Here is a 16,447-nt window from a genome sequence, read left to right as displayed (position 1 = left end):
GCCCCTACGCGGCGGCCCCTGCACTCGGGAACTGCTTGGCCTCTTCGAGCAGCTGATCCAGCGGCGCCGCAAACCTGATGACTCTCACCGGCGCCTCGTTCGCGAGTGCGGCGAGCCATTGATGGTGTCCATCCATGACGTGCCCATCAGACGAGATCAGGATCGACCTCTCCCCTCCCTCGCGGTTCGCCGCCTCGGCGACCTTGGCAGGCGACCATCGGGCCTGCGTTGGCTTCAGGTCTTCGGCGGCGATCTCGTCCTGCTCGTGAGGGATCCCGCGCGCCAGCAGGAACTGCGTCAGGGCGCCGCGGTGCTCGGCTCGAATCTGCGGCATGTCCTCGCGCGCGATGCCGCGGTGCCCGCTTTCGGCGGGGAAGTCCTGCCAGTCCTCTAGCCCGCCAGGCTCTCCGCCCGGTCCCTGATTGCGCGGATCACCGCCGCCATCGCGCGGCGCAGCCGCGGGTTCGATTCCAGGGTCGTCGCCAGCTTCTTGGTCTTGGCCAAGGTATCGCCGGACGGCGTCTTCTGCAGGTAGGCCATCGAGCACGCTCCTCGCCGCGGTCATGATGTCGCTGATCTCGTCCGGGCGGTCCGCGCTGTTCGCCAGGAACGAGAAGATGTCCTTGGTCTCCGGGCTGAGCCCGCCCTCGGCCTCGAGGTCGAGTTCGCCGCTTCCGATCGCCTGAGCCAGCTCGGTCGACGACTCGCGCATCGTCGGCACGAGGTCGACGTCGCCGAGCTTTCTGCCCACGGCAGCACGGTCCGTGGGCGTCGTCCGGACCCGGACCAGCACCGGCTTGCGCAGCTCATCGATAACGGCCGGGTCGATGCCCAGCGCTGGCGCTTGCTCTCGCAGGTACTGCCGGTAGTCTTCCGCCTTCTGGCCGTTGGCCAGGAAGACCCGCTGCAGCGCGATGGCCCGGGCGTTGCCGTCCTCGACGTGGCCGTCTTCGCCGACCACGGGAGCCCCCTCGGCTGCGGTCTCCGCTGCGCCGAGCTGGGCGGGGTCGAAGTTCCGCACGATGTTGCCGACACGCTGCTCAAGGTCCGCCCGCTCTCGGCCCTGAGTCGCGATGCCCGCGTCGTGTTCGTCGCGCGGCCGGAGATCGGCGTCGTGTGAGGCCGTGATGTCGCCAAGGTCGACGACAGCGAACTGGCCGCCCAGGCTGTCGCCGCCGGCATCGTTGAACCAGGTCACAGCGCCGGGCGCTCCGCCGGCTTGGGGTGCCGCCGGCGCGAACACGTCGGCGTCCGTCAGCACCTGGGGCGCGCTGGCGTCCACGCTGGGCTGCGCTGCACCGAAGACCTCGGCGTCGGTCAAGGGCTGCAGATCGCTCATCGCGCAGGCCCCCAACCGTTGCCGAGCCAGACGAAGCGACCGCGCGGGGTCATGTAGACCTCGCCGACGGCGCGCTCGCTGGGATCGAGGTCACCGGCGCTGTTCAGGCGGCTTGCCGCGCCAACGGCCACCGCGGGAGCACCGTCAGAGAGCTGCGTGCGACTGGCCGCCATCCTCAGGACCCTCGGCGAGGTCATCACGCGGGCCGCGAGGTTGGAGCCCACGATGGGCGCCGTCGCGGCAAGTACCGGCAGCACGTCGCCGGTGCTCAACGCATGGACCCCAGCCGTGCCAAGCCCGGACCCCACCGCGATCTGCGCGCCTGCGCCGGCGGTCCCGCTCGGATTCGCGAAGACCTTGCTGCCCTCCCGCCGGGTCTCCGAGATCTTCGCGATCTGACCGAGGCGCTTGAGCAGGTCGTCCGAACTCGTGGCGCCGAAGATCGTCTGCCGCGCCGGCGGACTCATCTTGGCCAGGCTGGTCAAGAACGTCTCGGGCGAGAAGGCGTCGCCCATGGCGTTCTGTTGGCCGGCGGTGGCGCGCCCCATGCGCTGGAGCACCGCGGCCGCGACCTGGTTGCGCTCCTCCAGCGGCAGCGCCGACATCACGCGCTTGATGATGGTGTCGCCCTCGGCAGTGCCTGCGATCGCGGCCGAAAAGACCTTCTCCGGCGCGTCGCGGCCAACGATGCCCGACAGCTCCTCGAGGCGCTGCATGTGCTTGGAGGTGTAGTCGTTGGCTTTCGCCCAGGCCTCCTCTGCTCGCGGCCCCGCGGCCTTGGCGGCGTCGCCGAGGTCTTCAGACAGCGCCCCATAAAGGGCCCGCCACTTCGATCGAGGAACATCCGACACCAGCGAGCCGTCGGTGATCTCCTTTCCCACCAGCGTGCGCAGCTTCTTGATGGCCTCGTAGGGCAGCGCGGGCGGTGGCGAAGCCATCGGCATCACGGAGCTCTGCCCGGGCACCTGGGTCGAAAGGTTGAGATCGTCGCCAAGCGCCTTCTCGATGCCTTGGATCTTGGCATTCTTGAACCACTTCGACAGGTTCGGAGCGCCTTCGATCCCTGCATTCATCTCGGCCAGCGCCTGACGCGTGCGATCGACCGCGATGGGTTGGCCCTTGGGCAGCAGTTCCCCGAGTTCTTCGTAGAGCCCGGCCTGCACTTCGTTGAAGCCGCGCTTGAACGTCTCGACACCCCGCTTGATGGCCTCGCCCGCGTTGACCGCACTGGCGCCGGGCGCGAGGTCATCGGACAGCTTCTGCACGGCGGCCTGCATGTCGTCGGCCTGGCGCTGCGCAAACTTGGAGATCACGCCGGCGCCGCCGGGAACCTTCGCGAGCCCGGACTCCAGAGCGGTCGCGACGCGCCCCTGCGTCGCCTGCGCGAGGCTCGGCGTCGTGCCCGCGGCCTCGTCGAAGAGCTGGACGGCCTGCTCGACGCGCTGGCGGCCCTCTTCGCCGCCGCGAAGCAGGCGCCGAGTCCCTTCGCGCGCCAGCGCCGGCGCGCCGCCCGGCAGCAGGGAGCCGATGACCCCGGCCGCGATCTGCGCGCCGATGCCGCCACCGTTCTCGCGAGTGACGCCGGCGGCGGTGCCGCCGCTGGCGGCGGCTGCGGTCTGGGCTCCCATGCCCTGCTGGAGCTTCGTGCCTACGTTGGCGGCAACACTGCTGGCCGACCCGGACAGGACCTTACCCACGGCCGCCGACGCGCCCGCGCCGGCCATCGCGCCGGCGGCATCGCCGACGACGCGCTCGGTCGCGGTCTCGGGTGCCGGCAGGCCCGCCGTGGTCATGTTCCGCTGCAGCGCCACTGAAGTCGGCAGGAAGCGGAACCCGTTGTTCTCGCCAGCGACGGCGTCGGCCGTCTTGTTGTACGCGGCGCCGAGGACGTCGGCCGCCATGCCCGGCAGCGCGGTGAGCCCAGCGATGCTGTGACGCACCGTGAGACCGAGCTGCCGCGCGATCTCCTGCCCGGTACTGCGCTGCGGAGCAGCCGGCGCCTGGACCTGCGAGCCGCCGATCCCGTACTCGGCATCGAATTGCGACCGCGCGGCGTCGACCTGGTCCTTGGGGACTTGAGGGGCGACAACCTCTGCGAAGTACTGAGCCCGCGCCGCCTCTTGGTCCTCAGGCTTCAGCGCGCGGAACTCAGGCGTCGCGATGACCTCGGCCCACTTCTTGGTCATGGCTTCTTGCCTCCCCAGAGGTTGCTGTAGTCCGTCGCCGCGCCCGAGGCGGCGGCCGCTGCCGGCGCCGCCGCGGGCTGCGAGGCGGCGCCAGCCGGCGCGGGCAGGTTGAACTCCCGCGCGATCGCGGCCTCGCGGCGGTCGAGCGCCTTGCGGACCTCGCCGAGCTGAGCGTAGAGACCGTCCCGGCCAAAGGAAGCGCCCTGGAACGACGTCGGGCTCGCCAGGGCCTTGTTGATGAGTTCGATGTCCGGTCCGGCCAGCGCACCCAGCGCCTGGGCTTCCTTGAACTGCAGTTGCAAGTCGGCGACCAGCGACTGGATCCGCGCGCGGGCCTCGGGCGAGACCTGATCGCCAGGGTTTCGCGGGTTGAAGCGCTTCAGCTCGGTCTCGTACTCGTTCAAGCCCTGCTTCAGTGAGCGCATCGCGATGTTCATCCGCTGCACCTCGCCCGGGATCTTGCCCGGGGCGCCGGCCTTGTCGCCCGGACCGCCCGGGATGGGCTCGAGGTGCCCGCTGCCGTCCGTCTTCCAGCGGTACCCCGTCGGCGGGTCCTTCTTGGCACCGAAGGCACCGGCGGTCACGGCGCCGAGCTTGGCGGAGATGTCGGCTCGTTCCTTCGGGTCGTCGGTGTTGCCCAGGCCGAGCTGCAGCGTCGCCACCGTGCTCGCGAGTTGGCGCTGCGGCGCCTGGGCGTCGAAGGCGGCCTGCTCCCTGCTGTTCGCGGCTGCGGCCCGGTTGTCGGCCCGGATGGCCAGGTTGTTCCGGAACTCGTTCTGCGCGTAGTTGTAGATCGCCATCGGATCCTTGAACGCGGTCAGCGCCGACGCGAGCTGGCCGGTGTCCTTCATCACCGTCGACGGCAGCTTGCGGCCGTCCGAGGTCTCTCGCTCGATCACGATCTGGCCGCCCTTGCCGCGCGTGACGCTGGTGACGTGGGCGCCGTCGGGGATGAAGCGGTTGTAGAAGTCCTTCACGCCGTCCAGGTCCCCGGCCGCCAGCGCAGCCGAGGCCTTGCCCAGCGCCTGCTCGCGCTCGGCACCCTCCATCTGCAGCTTGATCATCGACTGCGCCGCGTAGTCGCGGTAGACCTGGCTCGCCTCGTTGAGCCGGCCTGCCTCCGCCAGCTTCATCGCACGGAAGCTGGAGGCCGCGAGGTGGTCGTCCACCGTGCCCGCGCGGGTCGTTCCATCCTCGCCGCGCAGGCGGTTCTGCAGCCATTCGGAGGTCGCCGCGTCGGCGCCGCGAATGGCTTCCTCGTCCGCGTCGGCCTGGTCCGCCTTGCGCAGCGCTCGCTCATTGGTGGCCTGCTCCCAGCCGAAGCGCTGGTCATCGCGCAGCCCCTGCTTGATGCTGTTCAGCATCTGCATGCCGGCAAGGGGATTGGTGCGCGAGATCACGCCGGCCATGGCCTGCTGGCGCGCCGAGGTGACCTGGTCATCGGTCAGGGTCCCGGCGGTACGGTTGCCGAGGAAGTCGGTGACGCCGCGCTGCGCGACGGTGCCGCGCATCGACGGGTCCGCGGCCGACGCGACGTCATAGCTGCCGTCCTCGTTGGCGGTGAGCGTGTAGAGCGGCTTCCCGTCGGCGTCCTTCGCATTGGCGATGGCCTCGAGCTGCTTGCCGTCCTCAGCCGTGAAGCCCTGCGACTGCTCAGGCTTGGCATTCGCGATCTGAGCGAGCTGGATGTCGTCACCGACCCGTCGCGTCGTGTCATAGGCGAGCCCGAAGTTCCGAACGAAGTCCGAGAATCCGCTGCGTCGAGCCATATCGATCACCCCTTCTTTCCAAAGAGCCCGCTGCCGTACAGCGAACCGACGCCGGCTGCGAGACCGCCCAGGCCACCTAGCAGACCGCCAAAGCCTTCGCCCTGGTTGAGCTGGTCCTGCTGCGTCTTGTAGGAGGCCTGCTGGCCCCACATGCTCGTGGCGTTGGCACCCATCTGGGCAGCGATCTGCGCTGCTGAGCCATAGCCCGAGTTCTGCCCTGCGAGGGAAGCCGACGTCAGGCCGACGCCACTGCCGCCAAGCGCGGCGCCGGTGGTCGTTGCTTGCGAACTCATCGCTGGGTAGCCGGCCAGCGCGTTGACGGCACGGTCGGTCAGGGCGCGGCCCTCCTCTCGCGCCGCGGTGCGGGCGTTGTTCGCGGCACCGGCGCCGGCCACGGTCTGCGTGAGCTGCAGCTGCTGGTCCATAGCGGCGGCGCGGCCGCTGGCCGGATTGATGCCCATCCGCGCCATGCTGCGCGCGGACTGGTCGCGCGCACTCGATGCCGCGGCGTTGACGTCGGCCATGGCTTGGCCGGCGAGTTCCTCGCGGCGCGCGTCGGTGTTGAAGTCCTGGGCTTCCTTGACCAGCTTGTCCTGCATGCCCGACAGCTGGTCCCGGCGCGACAGCAGCCACTGCCGGTCGGACTGGGACTGCTCGTAGGCCGTCTTGCTGCTGTCCAGCGCAAACTGCAGCTGCTGCTTCTGCAGCGGCGCGAGTTCGTTGCTGTTGGCCAGCATCTGCTGAATCGCGTTGTCCTGGATGCCCATGGACTTGATCTGCGCCTCGACGAGACGCGGATCGGGAGCCGGCGCGCTGCTGCCTTTGCCGCCGCCCTCCAGGGTCATGCCGCCACGGCGGCCTGCCCGCGGCCGGAACGCGTGTTCCGGCAGCAGGTCGAAGTCAGTTCGGTGAAACCGTCCCATAGCGGCAATCCTCTCGACGCATCACATAGAGAATCACATCACCGCCATCCTCTGCGGCGCCCTTCAGGCGTGCCTCTTCCTTGAAACCGAGCGCCTCATCAAAGCGCCGCGCATCCGTGTTGCTGGCGTCCACGTAGCCCGTGATCCGCTGCACCCCACAGACCTCAAACGGGTAGCGGAAGCAGGCCAGCAGGTACTCCCGGGTCAGCCAGCGCCGGCCGGGCACCGCCGCGACGTGCATCCAGATGTTGGGCCCGTTGAACCCCTCGTAGATGACCCCGGCGACGATGACGCCGTCGCGGCGCAGGCCGATGGCCCGTGCCCCTTCGCAGAGGCGGAAGCCGGGCAACCGCGTCCGCATGAAGTCGGCGACCTCGGTGAGGTTGAAAACCAGCTCTGCGCTCATCGCGCCAGACTGCCATCCTTGGCACGCTGGCCCCGCATCAGGCCGACGGGTCTTGCGCCGTTGGCGGCGTCGGCGGCGGCAGGATCTGCGCGCCCTGCAGCGGCCCGCCGTTCAGCGCCCGCAGCAGCACCGTCCCCAGTTCCTGCGGGTCTCCGATGGAGACGACGGCGTGCGCGCGGTGCGGCGGCGATCCGGAGTCGGCCGCGGCCTGGCTGAACCAGGACTGCACGCGCAGCGACACCACGGCGCGCAGCAGGTCAACCTCCATGGTCTCGATTCGGTGGTAGGTCAGCGGCAGCCCGTTGAGGCTGATCTCTTGGAGCAGTTCCATTTCAAATCCCCGTGTGACGTGTGACGAAGAGTGGCGCGACGTACTGCAGGCTCGAGGTCTCGTTCGAGTCCGCGAGGTAGGAGAAAGTCGCGATCTCGTTGGAGACGAGGTTGCCGTCGCTGGACCGGTTGAACATCCGTTCCAGCTCGCGCATCCGCCATGTCGCGCCGGACACCGTGCCGGTCCTGCGGAAGCCGCCGTTCGGTCCGATCACGCCATAGGTCTCCGAGGCGTTGCCGACGGCGAAGCTCTGCGACCCGGCGGAAGCTGCGATGGTGGGCGTCGCAAGGGCGCCGAGCAGGACGTTCTGCCCGGCCATGAGGTCCCATGCCAGTTCACCGTTCTCTCGCTTCACGTAGCAGAACGGCGGGCCGATCGGCGACGTCCGGCGCCCGTAGCAAAGGATGCGCGGCGCCAACAGGGTCGCGAAGCCTGTGGCATCCGAGCTGGACTGATCGCAGCGCCGCGCCTTGAATCGGTACAGCGTCGAGGTCGGGCGCGTGACCTCGATCAGCTGGGTGTGGTAGCCCTGGAGCACCTCCAGCACCGGGATGATGGGCACCGACGAGGTGAACTCCAGCGTGTGATAGCCCATCGAGCCCGAGCCGGTGAGGAGCCCCGAGTTCGCCGTCGTGGAGACCACGGACGCGCTGCCGAGGTAGTAAAGCCCGGTGCCGCCTGGCGCGAGCACGATCGAGGTCTGGTCGGCCCGGGTCACCACGATCCCAGTCGGGGGCGTCAACGACGGCTTCGTCATCGCCCAGACGGTGACGGAATAGCGATCGCCGGCGACGGCTGGTGAGGTAACGCGCGGATAGCCCAGATCGTTGTCCACCGTGTAGCCCCAGGCCGTCGAACCGCGGGCGTCGAGGACGCGAATGGTGGAGCCGGTGTAGCCGGGGAAGGTCTGCGAGAACGCCACGCCCGCTGGGATGTCGAAGGCACCGAGGCACACCCCAGCCGTCGGCATCGTGTCGGCGTCGAAGATGATGTTCCCGCTGAGGTCGCGGCACCGAAACGTCATGATGAGATCCGCACGGCCTCCTGGTCGTTCCAGTAGAAAACCTGGATGAGGTTGTCGCGGATCTCGACCCGCGCGCCCGACGGCACGGTGCGCAGCACGCCGATCGTGGCCGACACCGCCGACAGACTGCCGATCGACGCGGTGTTGATGTGGACGAGGTTGACCTGCGCGTTGCCGATCTTGGCCGAGGTGATCGCCGCGTCTTGGATCTTCGCGTTGGTGATCTCGCCGTCGAGGATCTTGACGTGCGTGATTGCAGCGTCCTTGATCTTCGCGTTGGTGATCTGCGCGTCGCCGATCTTGACGGTGCTGATGGCGCCATCGGCGATCTTCGCGTTGTCGACGGCGAGGTTCTCGATCAGGGCGTTGCGGATGGCACCGTCCTGGATCGCTGCGGAGCCGACCGCGATGGCGCCGGCCGACAGCTTGCTGGCGATGATGGCGCCATCGACGATGAGGTCGGCGCCGATCGCTTCCTCCAGTCGAATGTCCTGCGCTGCCTGCTGCACGGCTCCGGTACCGTCGGAATACTGGAACCAGACCCCCACAGCGATTTCAACCACATCGGCAGGGATGGGTCGTGGAGTGTTCGCGCCAAAGAGCGCGCCTTGGCGGGTCCACACATTCGTCGGAGGCAGTCCACCGTAGACGTATCCAGACAGGGTTCCGCCCCAACCTGTATCGCCGCCACCGACCTCCGTGCCATTGGCACGCCACATCCGAAGGAACACATACATGTTCCGGTTGTTCCCGGCACCCGCGTAAAGGTTCGCGACGGCCTTGTAGGTCTTGTTCGGCGCCACCGGGACCCGCCGGGACCAGAACCACACATCTGTGGTGCCGCCGAACACAGTGACGTACCGCGAGCCGATTGCTCCGGCCGTCGTCGTGCCGTTCTCGAAGCGAAGAACCCCGCCAGTGCCGACGCTCATCGAGTGCGTGCAGTTCCAAGCAGAGATGTCTTGCACCGCCGGGTCATCGTTCAGGGCAGCGCCTCGTCCCGTCACCAGCAGCTTTCCCGTCGTGATTGCCCCGGCGGCGATCTCGCTGGCGCCGATCGCTCCGGCCGCGATCTGGCCGGCCGTGATGCTGTCGGCGACGATCTTGCTGGCGTCGAGCGTGCCGGCCTGGATGCGGTCGCCGCTGATCGAGTTCGCCGCCATCTTCGGCGTCGTGATCGCCCCGTCGGTGATCTGCGTTGCGACGATCTGGCCAGTGAGGTCGGTCGCCGGTACCGTCGCCGTGTAGGCGGTCCCGTTCCAGCGATAGAGCTTCCAGTCGCCGGTGTTGAAGACCAGCCGGGTGACGAAGCTGCCGGGCACGGCGCCGACGATCGTCGCCGGCTCGATGCCGCTAGCGAACTTCGTGAGGTCCACCGCCTGCGCGGCCAGCTTCGCGGCCGAGACGGCACCGTTGGCCAAGTTGCCGGCCTCGACGATCAGCGGGCCGAGGTCGCTGTTGCCGACCTTGCCCGTCGTGCGCGCGATGCCATTCGTGCCGCCGGCCGGGATCGATGACTCGACGCCGTCCTCGCTGACCCACTTCAACCAGATGTGCCACGTCGTGCCCAGCGTCGTCGGATGGGCGAACACGGTGCCGGTGAACTCGGTGATCAGCTCCGCCGACGAGAACGTCGGCAGCGGTCCGCTGACCCACTGCGCGCCATAGACGCGGGTGCGGGCGTGGCCGTGCCCCTGCGTGTAGGTCGGCAGGTCGTGCTCGATGATGAGCGTGTTGAAGGTCGGCGTGACCTGCGCGCCGGTGGGTGTCGGCGGCGGCGTCAGGTCGGGCTCCACGGACTCGCCGCCCCCGCCACCGATGCCTGGCGCGGGCCCTTTGATCGGCGCCTTCCCGCCGCTGCCGACCAGGTAGCCGGCATTCAGCTCGACAAGGCCGGCGTCGACGAGGTCGCGCACGGTGACGCCGCGATCGAGCTTGTCGCCGAGGTTGCCGAGGTAGGTCGACATCGCCTCCCGGACCTTCTGAAGGAAGTTCGGGCTGTTGACGGCCGGGATGTCCTTGCGGCGGTCAACCATCGCGGAGCTCCTCGAGCGAGTGCGCGATCGCGACGCCCTGCACCGCGCCGGCGGTCTCCACCTCGATCTGCGTGGTGAAAGTCCGGAAGCCGCAGGGCAGCCGCACCGGTGCCGTGCTGGGCACGCTGACGTCCGCCACGAGCCCGGTATCGGCGAAGACGCGCAGCGTCACCGGATAGGTGTCGGCGATGACCTTGGCGCAGCTGAAGCCGGGCACCGGGGCCATGTGGTCGAAGACCTTGCTGCGGAAGCGCGCGGAAAGCCCAGCGCCGGCATCCCAGCGCTGCACGCTGGTGCCGCTGAGGATGAACATCGCGTCTTGCAGGTCGTCGACATAGACCGCGTCGGCGCCGACGTCGGAGAAGAAGATCCCGTCCGGATAGGACGGGTCCACCATGAACGACGCCTGGACGCCCTCGGCCGGCGAGTAGAAGCCGTAGTAGCGGCCCTCGAAGAAGGCGCCGATGATGGTCTCCGGCCGCAGCGCCTGCCAGTCGTCGCGCGTCATCGACTGAGCTGTCAGCAGGCGCGGGCCTGCCGAACCGAGGTACGCCAAGCCGTCCGGCGAAGCCCAGGCGACGCCGTGCCCGACGCTGACCATGGACGCGGCTGCGACACAGGCCTGCAAGAACTCGACGGGCTGCTCGTCCATGCTGTCCGGCGTGCCGCCGGTGCACACCACCGGACGGCCGTTGGTGGCGACGACCAGCGTCTGACCGAAGGCGGCCAGCGCGATCGGCGTCACGTCCGACGGCGTCAGGCCGTACTGCATGGGCCAGGCCGACGCGGTGTAGGGCTCGCAGAAGCGGATCTCCTGGCCAGAGATCCCGGCCAGCATGCCGTTCCACAGCGGGGTCAGCGAGTGCAGCGGCGGTTCCGTCAGGTTCAGCGCCCCACCCTGCGGCACACCAGGTGCCGGCACCCAGGTCAGCGACGGCAGCACTTCGCCCAGCGCGCGGTTGTCGTCCGTCGTGCCGGTGGCCGTCGAGATGATCTCGCGCAGGAAGAAGAGCGACGTGCTGCCGGAGCTGCCGGTCTCGGTTCGATACACCCGGATCCGGTTGATGCCGTAGCTCCCGCCCGGCGCCGCCGACAGCGCGCTGAGCGTCACGGTGTCATCGGCCTTGCAGGTGATCGTGGCGCCGGGCGATGGAGCGCCCTCCTCCCCGATGTCGCTGACGTAGGTATAGACGTAGGTCCGGGTCTCCATCTCGGTGCTGGAGCCGCCGGCGGCGGCCAGCGTCGGCGCCGCGGCCGGTGCAGGCAGGCCCAGGGCCCGCCACGCCGTCGGTGGGTTCGCGCCCAGCGCCATCGTCGTGTCCGTCCACTTCGGGAATCCGTCGCCGGTGTAGTAGGTCCGCTCGCCGCTGTCGGCCGAGTTGAAGCCGCGCACCACGCTCGTCGGCGTCGCCCAGCTCAGCCAGTAGTTGGTGTCGCTGGCGACATCGCGGCCCATGCGATAGATCGACTTCCGTCCGGCGGGCACGACGGCGCGCGCGGCCGGAGCCTTCAGCGGCCGCAGGTCACCGCGGCCCGGCTTCTGGTTCTGCGAGACGACGCCGATCGCCTCCGGCAGCAGCTTCGGGTGAGGGGCCTTCGCGGCGCCGGCGAAGGTAGCGAGACGGATCCGCGCCATTCACTGCACCGCCATGCAGCGCTGGTGCCGCTCGAGCTGCCGCGTCCAGACGCCCATGCAGGTCTTGTTGCCGGGCGTGGAGCAATCGAACTTGTTGACGAAGCGGAACTCGAGGAGCTTGTCGCAGGCCTCGCGGTATCGACCGGCGTTGAGCAGCGGCGCCAGGTTGCGGCAGGTCGCGCTCATGCCGTACTGGTAGCTGAAGTCCAGGTAGAGGTCGAACTCCTCCTGGTGCAGCGGAGCCCGGACGCAGCCCTTGAAGCCGGCCTCTGCCTTCTGCGTGTAGGCCAGGGTCCGCTGCAGCGCCTTCACCGGCGTCGTCTTGTCGCCCATGCGCACCGGGTCGCCGCCCTCGTGCGTGGTGCTGCCGAAGCCGAGCGTCGGCACGTCGCCTTTGACCGGGATCACGGCGGTGTCGGTGTAGCCCTCGTGGGTGGCGAGCCCGACCAGTGCGGCCGCGCTGAGCGTCAGCGCGCCGATGGCGATGCGGAGCTTGCTCATTCGTCCAGCTCCATGTCGGCGGTGTCGGTTGCGACAGGCCTGCGCGAGAACCTGCGCTTGAGCTTCTGGCCCCAGTCCGATTCCTCGCGCCACCACTTCCGCAGCAGGTAAAGGATCTGCAGCACGACGAGGACGCCGGATCCCACGGCGACCCAGTTGACGTGCTGCCACCACGGCGCCGAGGCCAGCGTGAGCCCGCCAGCCGGTGCCGTGCGCGTCGCCAGCTCGGTGACGATGTCCTTCATCTCTTGCTTCATCTCAGCCCGCCTCCCCGGGTCGATTGGTCTTCGGTGTGACGGTCAGCGAGGCGCTGACCTCGATGCCGAGCGTGTTCGCGAAGGCGCCGTAATGGGCCTGCGCGCGTGCGCCGTTGCCGGCGTATTCGTTGGCCTTGCTGTAGGAGCGGTAGAGGACGTAGTCCACCAGCGCGGACTGGTAGATGTCGGCCACGGCGATGTTTCCGGCGACGTCGTTCCAGGTCTGGCCCGGGTTCGGGACGACGATGTCCGTCGGGTAGATCGAGACCAGCGCATCCACCGAGGCGCCTGCGGCGGCCGCCGGCGGATAGACCTCGAAGAGGCGCGGGGCCCTCGGGTCGTGCATGAAGTGCTGGATCACGGTGACGCCGGCGAGCTGGCGCCAGCCCGGTTCGATCTCGTCGAGCTCGCGGCGCTCGGTCTGGCGGACCGGGCCGCCGTCGGTATTGCAAGGGATGTCCAGCAGCTTCACGGCGGTCGCCGGCAGCGCCTGGCGGAAGCCGGCGACGAGCGGCAGCGCGATGACCGCGGCGGTGGCGTCCGGGCGCTGGATCACGATCTCGCGCTGGCCGTCGTTGAGCCATCGCACGAGTTCGTCGACCTGCCATGCCACGGACCCGACGTCGACGAGGATGTCGACGACGCGCCGGATGACTTGCTTGGCTGCGACCGCCATGTCAGCACCACTGCGGCCGCTGGCGCGGCGTCGCGTTCGTGAAGTTGCGGAAGACCTGCGCCTGTGTGGCGCCGATCGCGGCCTCGTACTCGCCGGCGGCGATCGACGCCAGCTCGGGGCTGAAGTAGTCGGCCTTCGGGTTCAGCAGCAGCCGCTTCTTGGCGCCGCTCACCAGCGCGTCGCGGAACTGGATCGCCATGTCGTCGGCGATGCCCGTCGCGGTGTCGCCTGGCTTGAGCGAGGCCTGGAACTGCAGCTTGGCGCCGGCGCCGTAGTCCGTGGCCGTGAGCACGTTGACGCGGTCGCGCGAGGCGACGCCGGCGTCGAGGCTGGGATGCAGCTCCGGGTCGGCCTCGAAGCAGTTGAAGTTGAGGACGTCGATCGGGCTGCCGTTGAGCGTGGCGCGCTCCAGGCGCTCAACGACGGCCCCGGCCGGCAACGTCAGCGCGTAGGTCCGCTGGCCCGCGATGGTCACGATCTCCGGCAGCCACGGGCGCCAGGCCCGCGTCCGCTTGAAGAAGTCCTGCGCCGCGAGCCGCAGGGCCCGCGCGATGGTCGGCTCCGCCGCCCCGGTGACGTGGGGCAGCAGGTCCGGCAGGAAATAGGACCACTGGGCCATGCGGGCCTCAGGTGCGGCGGCGCGACTGGCGGACGGCGGCCTGGGCGGCAGCGCCCTCGATCGGCGCGGACGGCAGCTCAGCGGCGCCCTCGACCGGCGCGGCGTTCTCGTCGCCCTCGTCGTCGGGCTCATCCTCGCCTTCACCGGGCGGCGAGCCCTCGGGCGTGTGGCCGACAGCATCCAGGGCGCTGTCGAGCAAGGTGCCCACGGGCGCAACCAGCGTCGAGGCGGCCTGGAAGTCGGCCGGGTCGATCGGCCCGAAGTCCTCGGAGTTCAGCAGCCGCTCCAACAGCGCGGGGTCGTCGACGTCGCAGACGAGATCGCCGAACGAGTCGGGTGCGAAGGTGAACGGCTGGCCGTTGGCGCCGCGGACGATGACGGTGCCATCGCGACGCGGCTTGATCGTGGTCTGGAGCTTCATGGTCGGGGTCCTTCAGGGTCGGGAAGAAAAAGGGGAAGCGCGCAGCCTCCCCCGGTGTGGCGATCGGCCGGAGGCGACCGAGTCAGTCGGCCTCAGGCGGCGCGGTAGAAGACGGTGACGCCGAGGGTGCCGGCGGCGGCGGCCGTCGGCGCGGTGCTGACCTTCAGGCCGATGCGGCGATCGACGGCCGACGGCTGCACGTTCGCCAGGGCGTTGCCGTTGAAGGTCAGACGCTGCTGGAAGTCGGTGTTGGCGGCCACGGTGGAGCCCCAGTTCTTGCCGCCGTCGGCGGCGTCCGTCGACAGGTCGGTGCCGGCCGCATTCAGGATGCCGACCTGCAGGACCATTGCGGCGGCGCCGGTGTCGACGTCGGTACCGTCGACCTGCACGTCCACCGGAATGCAGCCCGCGGGCAGGATGCCGATCTGGCCGGCGTTGTTCAGCGCCAGGTCGGCGGCGAGCACCGCCAGCGGGAAGCGCACGGCGACGATCTCGGCGCCGGCGGGATAGACCACCGGCTTGCGGCCGGTGATGTAGTCGTTGCTGTTCGTGAAGGACACGTTGATCTCCTAGAAGGTTGGGTCCTGTTGAAGACCGACCGCTGAAGCGGCCGGTGTCCGATCAGCGGTTGGCCGCCGCCGTGTCCAGCGCGAAGACGCCGAAGTCCTGGTCGCCCTGACCGTCCACCGTGAACCGGACCTTCTTGACGCCGAAGATCGAGGACGTGGTGATCACGACCTTGTCGCCGTTGTCGCGGGTCTCCTCGTTCCAGGTGAAGCGCATGTTGGTGCCCGGGGAACCGAAGGCCACGACCGCGGCCTGCGAGCCCAGGAACAGCGCACGCGCCGCCTCGACGTTGCCGCCCGCACCCGCGTTGTTGAAGCGGATGACGTTGCGGTGGCTGTGCAAGATGCAGCCGCGGTACATGCCCAGCGAGCCCTTGAACAGCGGGCTGTTGCGGCCCTCGGCCGAAGCCGCCGCCTTCTGGATGTCCATCCACTGGCCGGTCGACGTGTTGGCGCGCAGGTCGTCTTCCTGGAAGGTGTGCATCACGCACACGAAGGTTTCGTTGCCGTCGATCTTGCAGGGCTGCAGGACCGGGATGCCGGTGGCGCCGCCGCCCTGGCTGTCGGCACGGGTCTTCGCGCGGTCGACCAGGCGCAGATCGAACTTGTCGTTCGCGTCGATGTTGTTGAACGCGGTGGCGTCGTTGCCGAACAGCTGGTGGTTGGCGTCGGGCGCGAACAGCGCGTTGTTGGCGCGGCCGGCGTAGTTCAGCGGCAGCAGGAAGTTGGGGTTGATGCCCCGGTTGCCGGACAGGTAGATGAACAGCAGTTCGTCCTGCAGGCGCGCCCACCAGTTGGACTGCTGACGCTTGGCCTTTTCACGCAGGTTGTGCAGCGTGCGCTTGCGGGTCATGCGACCGCCGGTGTTCACACCGCACCGGGCCTGATCGATGTAGATCTGGTCGGTGTAGAACTTCTGCGCTTCTTCCTTGCCCTCGAGGGTGTCCTCGCCCTCGACCGGCGCCATGCGCAGCTCAGCCAGCAGGTCATAGGTGATCTGCTCACCGGCATCCGACTCGAGGTCGGTCAGGATCTGGATGGGGACCTCGGCCTCGGCGCCGCGCGCCATGAAGCGCTGGTTCCAGTACGAGGATTGCGAGGTGTCGAGCGCCAGCATGCCGCCGAATCGCTTGACGGCCTTCGGGTCGTTGACGCCAACGATGGTACGGGCCATGGAGATACTCCTTCAGGTTTGAAAGAGCACCTCCTGCGCTCGGGCTTGACGTTGCGGCTTGTTCAGCCGTGATCGGATTGCGCCATCCTTGGCACGACTTCGGCAAGGTCGCCGTCGCGACGTTTCTCGATCTTGAGATCGACGGGGGCGGTGACGCGCAGCCGCGCGACACGCCCGCTCTTGTGGACGACCTGGACCATCGCGCCGGCGAGCACGAGGGCCTCGCCGGGCTGCAGGTCCATCACGAGCGACGACTTGCGGTTGGTCATCAGGTCCCCGCGAGGTAGCGCGAGCGCTGGTCCGGCGTCATGCGGGCCAGCTTGGCTTCGAGCTTGTCGCCGTCCAGCGAGTCGAGCTCGGCGAACTCGTCGCCGGTGTCGCCGGGGTGATCGCCGCCGGGCACATGGGCGAGCGTGGTCGGGGCGGCGGCGACAGGCGGGGTACGCGCTGCAGGAGCCGCAGCGGCGCGCTCAACGAGATCGAGTACTCGGAGTTCGTGCAGAAGATCCAGGCCTTCGCCGACGGCATCGGCGCGATGCCGGAGTTCCCCGACATGCTGGACGTGGTGGCGCGGGCGCGCGAG

At 69.0% G+C, this 16,447-nt stretch carries 18 protein-coding genes and 1 pseudogene; 1 reads left to right on the top strand and 18 read right to left on the bottom strand.

Annotated elements, in window-relative coordinates:
- Positions 1 to 4: 4 nt before the first annotated feature.
- The 18 genes from CS062_RS16325 to CS062_RS27195 all read right to left on the bottom strand — a co-directional run bounded on the left by CS062_RS16325 (position 5) and on the right by CS062_RS27195 (position 16,267).
- The gene (locus CS062_RS16325; RefSeq protein ID WP_143742371.1) at positions 5 to 1,339 is read right to left on the bottom strand and encodes a hypothetical protein; all 1,335 of its coding nucleotides are present in this window, start codon (positions 1,337 to 1,339) and stop codon (positions 5 to 7) included.
- On the bottom strand, positions 1,336 to 3,525 hold the full coding sequence (locus CS062_RS16320) for a hypothetical protein (RefSeq protein ID WP_099862659.1): 2,190 nt from the start codon (positions 3,523 to 3,525) through the stop codon (positions 1,336 to 1,338). The genes CS062_RS16325 and CS062_RS16320 overlap by 4 nt, the downstream gene beginning before the upstream one ends.
- Positions 3,522 to 5,294, bottom strand: a complete 1,773-nt coding sequence (locus CS062_RS16315) for a hypothetical protein (RefSeq protein ID WP_099862658.1) — start codon at positions 5,292 to 5,294, stop codon at positions 3,522 to 3,524. Before CS062_RS16315 ends, CS062_RS16320 begins: the two co-directional genes overlap by 4 nt.
- A 5-nt stretch (positions 5,295 to 5,299) precedes the next feature.
- On the bottom strand, positions 5,300 to 6,217 hold the full coding sequence (locus CS062_RS16310; protein ID WP_099862657.1) for a hypothetical protein: 918 nt from the start codon (positions 6,215 to 6,217) through the stop codon (positions 5,300 to 5,302).
- A complete protein-coding gene (locus CS062_RS16305; RefSeq protein ID WP_099862656.1) occupies positions 6,195 to 6,623 on the bottom strand; it encodes a GNAT family N-acetyltransferase in 429 nt (142 codons plus the stop codon). Before CS062_RS16305 ends, CS062_RS16310 begins: the two co-directional genes overlap by 23 nt.
- A 37-nt stretch (positions 6,624 to 6,660) precedes the next feature.
- On the bottom strand, positions 6,661 to 6,954 hold the full coding sequence (locus tag CS062_RS16300; protein ID WP_099862655.1) for a hypothetical protein: 294 nt from the start codon (positions 6,952 to 6,954) through the stop codon (positions 6,661 to 6,663).
- 1 nt (position 6,955) lies between these two features.
- Positions 6,956 to 7,978 carry a hypothetical protein gene (locus tag CS062_RS16295; protein ID WP_099862654.1) on the bottom strand — a complete coding sequence of 341 codons (1,023 nt, stop codon included), beginning with the start codon at positions 7,976 to 7,978 and terminating at the stop codon, positions 6,956 to 6,958.
- Entirely contained in the window at positions 7,975 to 10,014 is a 2,040-nt protein-coding gene (locus CS062_RS16290) for a hypothetical protein (RefSeq protein WP_099862653.1), read from the bottom strand. Before CS062_RS16290 ends, CS062_RS16295 begins: the two co-directional genes overlap by 4 nt.
- The gene (locus CS062_RS16285) at positions 10,007 to 11,650 is read right to left on the bottom strand and encodes a hypothetical protein (protein ID WP_099862652.1); all 1,644 of its coding nucleotides are present in this window, start codon (positions 11,648 to 11,650) and stop codon (positions 10,007 to 10,009) included. Before CS062_RS16285 ends, CS062_RS16290 begins: the two co-directional genes overlap by 8 nt.
- Complete coding sequence (locus tag CS062_RS16280; protein ID WP_099862651.1) at positions 11,651 to 12,151, bottom strand: glycoside hydrolase family protein; 501 nt, start codon at positions 12,149 to 12,151, stop codon at positions 11,651 to 11,653.
- Positions 12,148 to 12,408 carry a hypothetical protein gene (locus CS062_RS16275; protein ID WP_099862650.1) on the bottom strand — a complete coding sequence of 87 codons (261 nt, stop codon included), beginning with the start codon at positions 12,406 to 12,408 and terminating at the stop codon, positions 12,148 to 12,150. The genes CS062_RS16280 and CS062_RS16275 overlap by 4 nt, the downstream gene beginning before the upstream one ends.
- A 1-nt stretch (position 12,409) precedes the next feature.
- Positions 12,410 to 13,084, bottom strand: a complete 675-nt coding sequence (locus CS062_RS16270) for a phage adaptor protein (RefSeq protein WP_099862649.1) — start codon at positions 13,082 to 13,084, stop codon at positions 12,410 to 12,412.
- A 1-nt stretch (position 13,085) separates the two neighbouring features.
- Positions 13,086 to 13,703 carry a hypothetical protein gene (locus tag CS062_RS16265; protein WP_099862648.1) on the bottom strand — a complete coding sequence of 206 codons (618 nt, stop codon included), beginning with the start codon at positions 13,701 to 13,703 and terminating at the stop codon, positions 13,086 to 13,088.
- A gap of 7 nt (positions 13,704 to 13,710) precedes the next feature.
- The gene (locus CS062_RS16260; RefSeq protein WP_099862647.1) at positions 13,711 to 14,124 is read right to left on the bottom strand and encodes a hypothetical protein; all 414 of its coding nucleotides are present in this window, start codon (positions 14,122 to 14,124) and stop codon (positions 13,711 to 13,713) included.
- A gap of 92 nt (positions 14,125 to 14,216) precedes the next feature.
- Positions 14,217 to 14,684: a hypothetical protein gene (locus tag CS062_RS16255; protein WP_099862646.1), complete on the bottom strand. Its 468-nt coding sequence runs from the start codon at positions 14,682 to 14,684 to the stop codon at positions 14,217 to 14,219.
- 61 nt (positions 14,685 to 14,745) lie between these two features.
- On the bottom strand, positions 14,746 to 15,864 hold the full coding sequence (locus tag CS062_RS16250; protein ID WP_099862645.1) for a N4-gp56 family major capsid protein: 1,119 nt from the start codon (positions 15,862 to 15,864) through the stop codon (positions 14,746 to 14,748).
- Positions 15,865 to 15,926: 62 nt separating this feature from the next.
- Positions 15,927 to 16,133, bottom strand: a complete 207-nt coding sequence (locus tag CS062_RS16245; RefSeq protein WP_099862644.1) for a hypothetical protein — start codon at positions 16,131 to 16,133, stop codon at positions 15,927 to 15,929.
- Positions 16,133 to 16,267, bottom strand: coding sequence for a hypothetical protein (locus CS062_RS27195; protein WP_259373112.1), 135 nt, complete (start codon positions 16,265 to 16,267; stop codon positions 16,133 to 16,135). Before CS062_RS27195 ends, CS062_RS16245 begins: the two co-directional genes overlap by 1 nt.
- On the opposite strand from CS062_RS27195, the pseudogene CS062_RS16240 reads away from it, so the two are divergent.
- Positions 16,268 to 16,447, top strand: a pseudogene (locus tag CS062_RS16240) (cell division protein FtsZ); the annotation flags it as partial.

Source organism: Roseateles chitinivorans (genome assembly GCF_002761755.1).
In the GTDB taxonomy this organism is placed as follows: domain Bacteria; phylum Pseudomonadota; class Gammaproteobacteria; order Burkholderiales; family Burkholderiaceae_C; genus Roseateles; species Roseateles chitinivorans.
This window is presented reverse-complemented; position numbering and strand designations above follow the sequence as displayed.

What these genes read in the sequence shown, in the direction of transcription:
- CS062_RS16310 (WP_099862657.1), bottom strand. Translation starts at nt 6,217, where the DNA reads ATGGGACGGTTTCACCGAACTGACTTCGACCTGCTGCCGGAACACGCG.
- CS062_RS16265 (WP_099862648.1), bottom strand. Translation starts at nt 13,703, where the DNA reads ATGGCCCAGTGGTCCTATTTCCTGCCGGACCTGCTGCCCCACGTCACC.
- CS062_RS16285 (WP_099862652.1), bottom strand. Translation starts at nt 11,650, where the DNA reads ATGGCGCGGATCCGTCTCGCTACCTTCGCCGGCGCCGCGAAGGCCCCT.
- CS062_RS16260 (WP_099862647.1), bottom strand. Translation starts at nt 14,124, where the DNA reads ATGAAGCTCCAGACCACGATCAAGCCGCGTCGCGATGGCACCGTCATC.
- CS062_RS16315 (WP_099862658.1), bottom strand. Translation starts at nt 5,294, where the DNA reads ATGGCTCGACGCAGCGGATTCTCGGACTTCGTTCGGAACTTCGGGCTC.
- CS062_RS16245 (WP_099862644.1), bottom strand. Translation starts at nt 16,133, where the DNA reads ATGACCAACCGCAAGTCGTCGCTCGTGATGGACCTGCAGCCCGGCGAG.
- CS062_RS16305 (WP_099862656.1), bottom strand. Translation starts at nt 6,623, where the DNA reads ATGAGCGCAGAGCTGGTTTTCAACCTCACCGAGGTCGCCGACTTCATG.
- CS062_RS16320 (WP_099862659.1), bottom strand. Translation starts at nt 3,525, where the DNA reads ATGACCAAGAAGTGGGCCGAGGTCATCGCGACGCCTGAGTTCCGCGCG.
- CS062_RS16270 (WP_099862649.1), bottom strand. Translation starts at nt 13,084, where the DNA reads ATGGCGGTCGCAGCCAAGCAAGTCATCCGGCGCGTCGTCGACATCCTC.
- CS062_RS16250 (WP_099862645.1), bottom strand. Translation starts at nt 15,864, where the DNA reads ATGGCCCGTACCATCGTTGGCGTCAACGACCCGAAGGCCGTCAAGCGA.
- CS062_RS16325 (WP_143742371.1), bottom strand. Translation starts at nt 1,339, where the DNA reads ATGAGCGATCTGCAGCCCTTGACCGACGCCGAGGTCTTCGGTGCAGCG.
- CS062_RS16280 (WP_099862651.1), bottom strand. Translation starts at nt 12,151, where the DNA reads ATGAGCAAGCTCCGCATCGCCATCGGCGCGCTGACGCTCAGCGCGGCC.
- CS062_RS16290 (WP_099862653.1), bottom strand. Translation starts at nt 10,014, where the DNA reads ATGGTTGACCGCCGCAAGGACATCCCGGCCGTCAACAGCCCGAACTTC.
- CS062_RS16300 (WP_099862655.1), bottom strand. Translation starts at nt 6,954, where the DNA reads ATGGAACTGCTCCAAGAGATCAGCCTCAACGGGCTGCCGCTGACCTAC.
- CS062_RS16295 (WP_099862654.1), bottom strand. Translation starts at nt 7,978, where the DNA reads ATGACGTTTCGGTGCCGCGACCTCAGCGGGAACATCATCTTCGACGCC.
- CS062_RS16275 (WP_099862650.1), bottom strand. Translation starts at nt 12,408, where the DNA reads ATGAAGCAAGAGATGAAGGACATCGTCACCGAGCTGGCGACGCGCACG.